General features: G+C 69.2%; 6 protein-coding genes. 1 reads left to right on the forward strand and 5 read right to left on the reverse strand.

Annotation, left to right across the window (positions count from 1 at the left end):
• From rbfA to rimP, 5 genes are all read right to left on the reverse strand, one after another.
• Positions 1-282: 30S ribosome-binding factor RbfA (gene rbfA, locus QZV72_RS12090; protein WP_297008814.1), on the reverse strand; the 282-nt coding region annotated here is incomplete at its 3' end.
• A gap of 123 nt (positions 283-405) precedes the next feature.
• A complete protein-coding gene (infB, locus tag QZV72_RS12095; RefSeq protein WP_297008816.1) occupies positions 406-3,282 on the reverse strand; it encodes a translation initiation factor IF-2 in 2,877 nt (958 codons plus the stop codon).
• Between the two features lie 128 nt (positions 3,283-3,410).
• Positions 3,411-3,728, reverse strand: coding sequence for a YlxR family protein (locus QZV72_RS12100; protein WP_297008818.1), 318 nt, complete (start codon positions 3,726-3,728; stop codon positions 3,411-3,413).
• Between the two features lie 82 nt (positions 3,729-3,810).
• Positions 3,811-4,845, reverse strand: a complete 1,035-nt coding sequence (nusA, locus tag QZV72_RS12105; protein WP_297008820.1) for a transcription termination factor NusA — start codon at positions 4,843-4,845, stop codon at positions 3,811-3,813.
• Positions 4,842-5,393, reverse strand: a complete 552-nt coding sequence (gene rimP / locus QZV72_RS12110) for a ribosome maturation factor RimP (RefSeq protein WP_297008822.1) — start codon at positions 5,391-5,393, stop codon at positions 4,842-4,844. The genes nusA and rimP overlap by 4 nt, the downstream gene beginning before the upstream one ends.
• 42 nt (positions 5,394-5,435) lie before the next feature.
• On the opposite strand from rimP, the gene QZV72_RS12115 reads away from it, so the two are divergent.
• Positions 5,436-6,335: a hypothetical protein gene (locus QZV72_RS12115; RefSeq protein WP_297008824.1), complete on the forward strand. Its 900-nt coding sequence runs from the start codon at positions 5,436-5,438 to the stop codon at positions 6,333-6,335.
• Positions 6,336-6,739: the final 404 nt, after the last annotated feature.

Genomic DNA, 6,739 nt, shown 5'->3' on the forward strand with positions numbered 1-6,739 from the left:
CGTCGGGGTGAACCGGACCGAGAGCTGGTCGCCGACGATCTTGCGGAGCTGACCGCGGGCACGGTGGAGCGCCTCGGCCGCCGCCCCGGTGTCCGGCTCCTCGTCGATACCCGCACCACGGACGGTGTAGAACACCGTAGCGTCGTGCAGGTCACCGGTGACGCGGCAGTCAGTGACCGTCACATACTCGAGACGACGGTCCTTGACCTCGCGCTCGATGGCGGAGGCGACGATGGTCATGATGCGCTTGGCCATTCTGGCCGCGCGGGCGTGGTCTGCCATGGAAGACACCTTCACTTCACTGTGGTTGGGAAAGTCGGGAGGTACTGCAGCGTGCGACGGACGGCCCCGCGGGAACGCACAGGGGGATGAACCCTGTCCCGCGGGGCCGTCGACGGCGAAGGACTACTTGTCCTTCTTGTCGTCCTTCTTCACCTGGTCGCGGGGAACCTCGACCAGTTCGTAGGCCTGGATGATGTCGCCGACCTGAATGTCCGGGTACGAGAGCACCATACCGCACTCGTAGCCGTGATTGACCTCGGTGACATCGTCCTTCTCGCGCCGCAGTGAGTCGATCGTCGCCTTCTCGGTGACGACCCGGCCGTCGCGGACCAGGCGCACCTGGGCGTTGCGGCGGACCTTGCCGGTCTGGACCATACAGCCGGCGATGAGGCCGACAGCGGAGGCCTTGAACAGCTGACGGATCTCGGCGGTACCGATCTCCCGCTCCTCGAAGACCGGCTTGAGCATGCCCTTGAGGGCGGACTCGACCTCGTCGATCGCATCGTAGATGACGGAGTAGTACCGGATCTCGACGCCCTCGGCGTTGGCCACCTCGGTGGCCTTGCCCTCGGCGCGGACGTTGAAGCCGATGATGATCGCGTCGGACGCTGCCGCCAGGTCGACGTTCGTCTTCGTCACGGCACCGACACCACGATCGATGATGTTGAGCTGCACCTCGTCGTCGACCTCGATCTGGAGGAGGGAATCCTCCAGAGCCTCGACGGTACCGGCGTTGTCACCCTTGAGGATGAGGTTGAGGGTGCTGGTCTCCTTGAGCACCTCATCCAGGTCCGCGAGGCTGATGCGCTTGCGGGACCGGGCCTGCATGGCGTTACGGCGACGGGCGTTGCGCTGGTCCGCGATCTGTCGGGCGGTCCGATCGTCGTCGACGACGAGCAGGTTGTCGCCGGCACCGGAGACGCTGGTGAGACCCAGGACCTGGACCGGACGGGAGGGCTCGGCGTCATGGACGTCGACACCGTTCTCGTCGACCATGCGGCGAACACGACCGTGAGCGTCGCCGACGACGATGGAGTCACCGACGTGGAGGGTACCGCGCTGGATGATGACGTTGGCCACCGGACCACGACCGCGGTCGAGGTGCGCCTCGATGGCGACACCCTGGGCGGGCATGTTCGGGTTGACCATGAGCTCGTCGCCGAGCTCGATGTCGGCGGTGAGCAGCACCTGCTCCAGCAGAGCCTCTACATTGGTGCCCTGCTTGGCGGAGATGTCGACGAACTCGGTGTCTCCGCCCCACTCGGTCGGGGTCAGACCGTACTCGGTGAGCTGGCCGCGGATCTTCTCCGGGTCCGCACCCTCCTTGTCGATCTTGTTCACGGCGACGACGATCGGCACGTCGGCGGCCTTCGCGTGGTTGATGGCCTCCACGGTCTGCGGCATGACGCCGTCATCTGCGGCGACCACGAGGATCGCGATGTCGGTCGCCTTGGCACCGCGGGCACGCATGGCGGTGAACGCCTCGTGACCCGGGGTGTCCAGCAGGGTGAGCTTGCGCTCAGTGCCCTCGACATCGACGGACACCTGGTAGGCACCGATGTGCTGGGTGATGCCACCGGCCTCGCCGGAACCGACGTTGGTCTTGCGGATCGTGTCCAGCAGGCGGGTCTTACCGTGGTCGACGTGACCCATGACAGTGACGACGGCGGGGCGGCGGACGAGATCGTCCTTGTCGCCTTCGTCCTCACCGAAGGTCAGGTCGAAGGACTCGAGCAGCTCGCGGTCCTCATCCTCCGGGGAGACGACCTCGACCTTGTAGTCCATCTCGTCGCCGAGCAACTTCAGGGTGTCGTCCGGGACTGACGCGGTCGCGGTCACCATCTCACCGAGGTTGAACAGCGCCTGGACCAGAGCGGCCGGATCGGCGTTGATCTTGTCGGCGAAATCCGCCAACGAGGCACCACGGCGCAGGCGGATCTTCTCGCCCTTACCGTTGGGCAGCCGAACGCCGCCCACCACGGACGGAGCCTGCATCGCCTCGTACTCGTTACGCTTCTGCCGCTTCGACTTGCGTCCACGACGCGGAGCGCCACCCGGGCGACCGAAGGCGCCCGCAGTGCCGCCGCGACGACCGCCGCGTCCACCGCGGGGTCCGCCACCACCGGTGGAAGGACCGGAGCCGCCGGGTCCACCGTGTCCGCCACGACCGCGGCCACCGCCGGGGTGATTACCGGACTTGGCCGGCATCTGGCCCGGCGACGGGTGGCTCGGCATGCTGGCCGGCGACGGACGACGTCCGCCCGGCTTCGCGGCACCGGTGCCGCCGGGGCGCGGGGCGCCGGCGCGTCCGCCACCGGGACGGGGCATGTCGGACTTGGCAGCCTGTCCCGGACGGGGACGCGGCGCCGGGCGCTCGGTCCCCGAGGAGAAGGGGTTGTTGGCGACACGCGGCGCACGTCCACCGGGCTTCGGACCCGGTTTGTGGGCGGCACCCGGGCGCGGGCCCGGCTTGTGACCGCCGTCACCGGACGGACGGGAACCGCCCGGGGTGGGGCGGGCGCCCGGCTTGGCGCCGGGGGTCGGACGACCCGCCGGCTTCGCGGCGGTACCCGGGGTGGGACGCGACGAGGCGCCGGGGACCGGCTTCGCCTTCCCACCGGGGGTCGGCTTCGCGACGGTACCCGGGGTCGGGGCGGCACCGGCGGAGGCGGCGCGCGAGGCTGCCGCGGCACCGGGGGTCGCCTTGGGGCCCGGCTTCCGGCCCGCGGCACCCGGAGTGGGACGATGGCCCGGTTTCGGACCTGGCTTCACCCCGGCACCGGGCACGGTGCCCGGTGTGACGGACGTGGCGCCTGTGGTGGCGTCCTTCGACGCGGTACCTGCGCCGTAGTGGTTCCGCATCTTCTTGACGACCGGCGGTTCAACGGTCGACGAGGCGGACTTGACGAACTCGCCCTGCTCCTTGAGCGTGGCGAGAAGTTCCTTGCTGGTTACGCCGAGCTGCTTTGCAAGCTCATGAACGCGTAGCTTTCCGGGCACTGCTCTCCTTCATGATGGTCGGAGTCGCAGGCCCTGACACACCGGGAAGAGTTCCCTGTGCGCCCCGGCTACATACGACTCCTGGTCGTGTGGACACTCATCGCTGATGCTGCTTCATCGTGCGCTCATCAGTAATCGGTTTCCTTTTCGTTCGCGGCCACGATGTATTCGCGGACCGGCTGTGTATCCGCCTCGGCGGGCACGTTCAGCGCACGGGTGAAAGCCCTGCGCTGCACCGCAGTCTCGTACGCCTCCACGGTCGCGGTGATCCATGCACCACGGCCGGGACGCCGACGGTCCGGATCAGGCAGGACGCTCACTGCGCCCGTACCGTCCCTGACCGCGACACACCGCAGCAGCCGGTCGGCCGGTTGCGTGCGACGGGAGGCGATGCAGGTCCGCTGGGGACCCGCCACCGGGGTGGAGGTACGTGCGTCATCGGACATTACCGTACCTCCTCATGTCTCCCGGTTTTCAGACCGCTGACCAGTGTAACGCCTGGGAGGCCTTCACAGCCAACCGGCCCGCTCAGTCCTCCCGCGTGTCCCGGTACTCCCCGGTCTCGCCGGTCTCCCCCGGGTCGGACTCCGGACGGATGTCGATCTTCCAGCCGGTGAGGCGGGCGGCGAGGCGGGCGTTCTGCCCCTCCCTGCCGATCGCCAGGGACAGCTGATGGTCCGGGACGACCGCCCTCGCGACCTGCATGTCACGGTCCGTGACGTCGACACGCACAACCTTCGCGGGCGCGAGGGCGTTGCCGACGTAGGTCGCCGGCTCCTCGGAGAAATCGACGATGTCGATCTTCTCGCCCCCCAGGGCGTCCATGATCGCGGTGACCCGCTGGCCACGTGGACCGATGCAGGCACCCTTCGCGTTGAGACCGTTGACCGTCGACTGCACGGAGACCTTGGACCGGTGACCCGCCTCACGTGCGATACCGGTGATCTCCACGGAGCCGTCGGCGACCTCGGGGACCTCCAGAGCGAACAGACCGCGAACCAGTTCAGGGTGGGTACGCGACAACAGGATCTGGATGCCACGCTGGCCGCGGTGCACTGCGGTGACATAGCATTTCACGCGGTCACCGTGCTCCAGCTTCTCGCCGGGGATATGCTCGGCCGTGAGGATCATCCCGTCATGACCGTCGGCCTCGGTGCCGAGGTGGACGACGGTGAGGCCACGTTCATTGGCGCGGGCGTCCCGGCTGACGATGCCGGAGACCACGCTGCCCTCCAGGGCCGAGTACTTGCCGTAGCTGGTCTCGGTCCGGGCTGCGGCGACCTGGCCACGGATCGCGTCACGCACGGCACGGGCGGCGTCCCGGCCGAAGTCGGTGGGGGTGTCGTCGAACTCGCCGGTGAGGTTGCCCTCGTCATCGGTCTCGGCGCGCAGGACGCGCACCGTACCGTCGACCCGGTCGATGTCGACCCGGGCACGGCCCTCGACCTTGGTCAGCTCCCGGTAGGAATCGAGCAGAGCGAAGGAGATGGCCCTGATGAGGGACTCCTCCTGGACATGCTCCATGTCCTCCAGGGCTTTCAGGGCACTCAGGTCAATTTTCACTTGTCGTCCTCCTGCGCGGTCAGCGCACGGTACTTCTCGGGGTCCAGTCCCACCAGCTCGGATTCCGCGGTGGGGGCATCGGAAAACTCTACTTCTACCAGTGCACCGGCCGCCTCCGCCAACTCCAGGGCTACGACGGCTGGCGTGTCCCTCCTCGTCGCCGCCGGACGCACGAACCACACGGTCTCCTCCTCGACACCGGCGACACGCAGCTTCTCGCCACGGACCAGCACACGCCGTCCGATGTTCCGGCGGAAGTGACGTCCGGCGGTCAGCGGGGTGTCCAGACCGGGGGTGGTCAGCTCCAGGGTGTAACCGGGGCCGAAACTGAGGGTGCCTGCGGTCTCCCGGGCATCGAACTCGGCTGAGACCGCCTGGCTGAGCTCCTCCAGCTGGTCCAGGTCAGGGCGGACGTCACCGTCGACGGCGAGCCGGACCGCGGACCTCGCTCCGGCCCTGGTGACATTCACCGCCTCGACATCAAATCCGAGGGACGCCGCCAACGGCTCCGCGATCGTACGGAGCTCCTGTTCAGAGGGAAAAGCCATGCCCAGAACAGTAGCACCGGGCGCGGATGGCACACTGGGAGCGTGCACGAGACTCCCCTCCCCCGACTGTCACGCCGTCGATTCCTCGCCCGCTCCCTGCTGGCAGGTCTCGGTGTGGCCGTCCTCCCCGCTGTTGGCGCGCTCACCGCCTGCTCCCCTGACCAGCCTGAACCCGATGACCGGATGCTGGAGATCCTCGGTGCGCTGCGCGCCCTCGGAGCAGCCTCCGCCGCAGGGTCGTCCGCCGCCCCCGGAAGCTTCTTCACCGCCCAGGCCGACCGGGTCGCCGGGGAGGTTGTCCGGCAGTGCGGCACCGACCCCTCGGACTCCTGTACCGCATCCGTCGACACGGTGGAGATCCCCACCGGGGCCCCGACCGTCGCCGCCGTGCGGGACCTCGTGACGGGGCTGCTGCCCGGGGCCGCCGACAGGGACCAGGCGTCGTTGCTCGCGGGGCTCTTCGCCGCCCTGGCCACCGTGGACGACAGGGCCGCCGGAGGTGCCGCGGTCGACTGGGCCGTGGTGGACGCACCCCTGTCCGGTCGTGCTCCCGACGAGCTTGCGGACGCCACCGCCCGGATTCACGAGGCGGTGTGGCTCACCGGCCGGATCCTGCCGACCGTCGGGTCGTCCGCGTCCGTGGTCGGCACGGTCGGCACCCGGCTGCGTCGGGTCCGCGACGGGGCGCTGTCCGCGACGGGGATCCCCTCCGCAGCCGGCTACACTTTCCCCACCGGCGCCCCGGCGGGTGATGACGCCCTGCAGCTGTTGCTCGACGCTGTCCACGCGGTGACCGTCGACCTCCGCCGCGCGGTCCGGGCCGTGGACAGGGACGACCGGGAGACCGTGACCATGTGGTGCGCGGTCGCCGCCCGCTGCGAGGCCGCGCTGGAGGACGCCCTCGGCGAGGACCCCCTGACCGTCGCCGTGCGTGGAGAGTGAGGGATACCGGGTGGTCGTCCACCCCCTGCCGATGTGCGGCGGAAAGGCGTGGTGAACGGCGTCCTCCTGCGCCCTGACGGGGCGAGACCGGGTGAGGTGTGCCCGGGTGTGACGCGGGGAGGTGCAGGGAAGAGGCCGGCGGGCACGGACGCGGGAAGGGCCCGCCGGGCGTCCCGGCAGGCCCTTCGGTCGCTCAGCTTCTTCTTGTCCGGGATGGTCCTCGCCCGGTTCCTCAGCAGCAGGTGCTCCTGCAGCTGCTCCGGATTCATCTTCCATGTCCCCGGCCGGACTGCCCCGGCCTGCATCCGTGCCTTTCCACGCGCCATGTCACTCACCTCCGACCGCGCTCGACGTCTGTTCGTGAACAGCGCTGAGACTAGCACGGTCCGCCGTGGTCACGCACG

This window comes from uncultured Corynebacterium sp., from assembly GCF_902782855.1.
GTDB lineage: Bacteria > Actinomycetota > Actinomycetes > Mycobacteriales > Mycobacteriaceae > Corynebacterium.

Excerpts from the sequence above, each read along its gene's own strand:
- QZV72_RS12100 (WP_297008818.1), bottom strand. The coding sequence starts at position 3,728 with ATGTCCGATGACGCACGTACCTCCACCCCGGTGGCGGGTCCCCAGCGG.
- rimP (WP_297008822.1), bottom strand. The coding sequence starts at position 5,393 with ATGGCTTTTCCCTCTGAACAGGAGCTCCGTACGATCGCGGAGCCGTTG.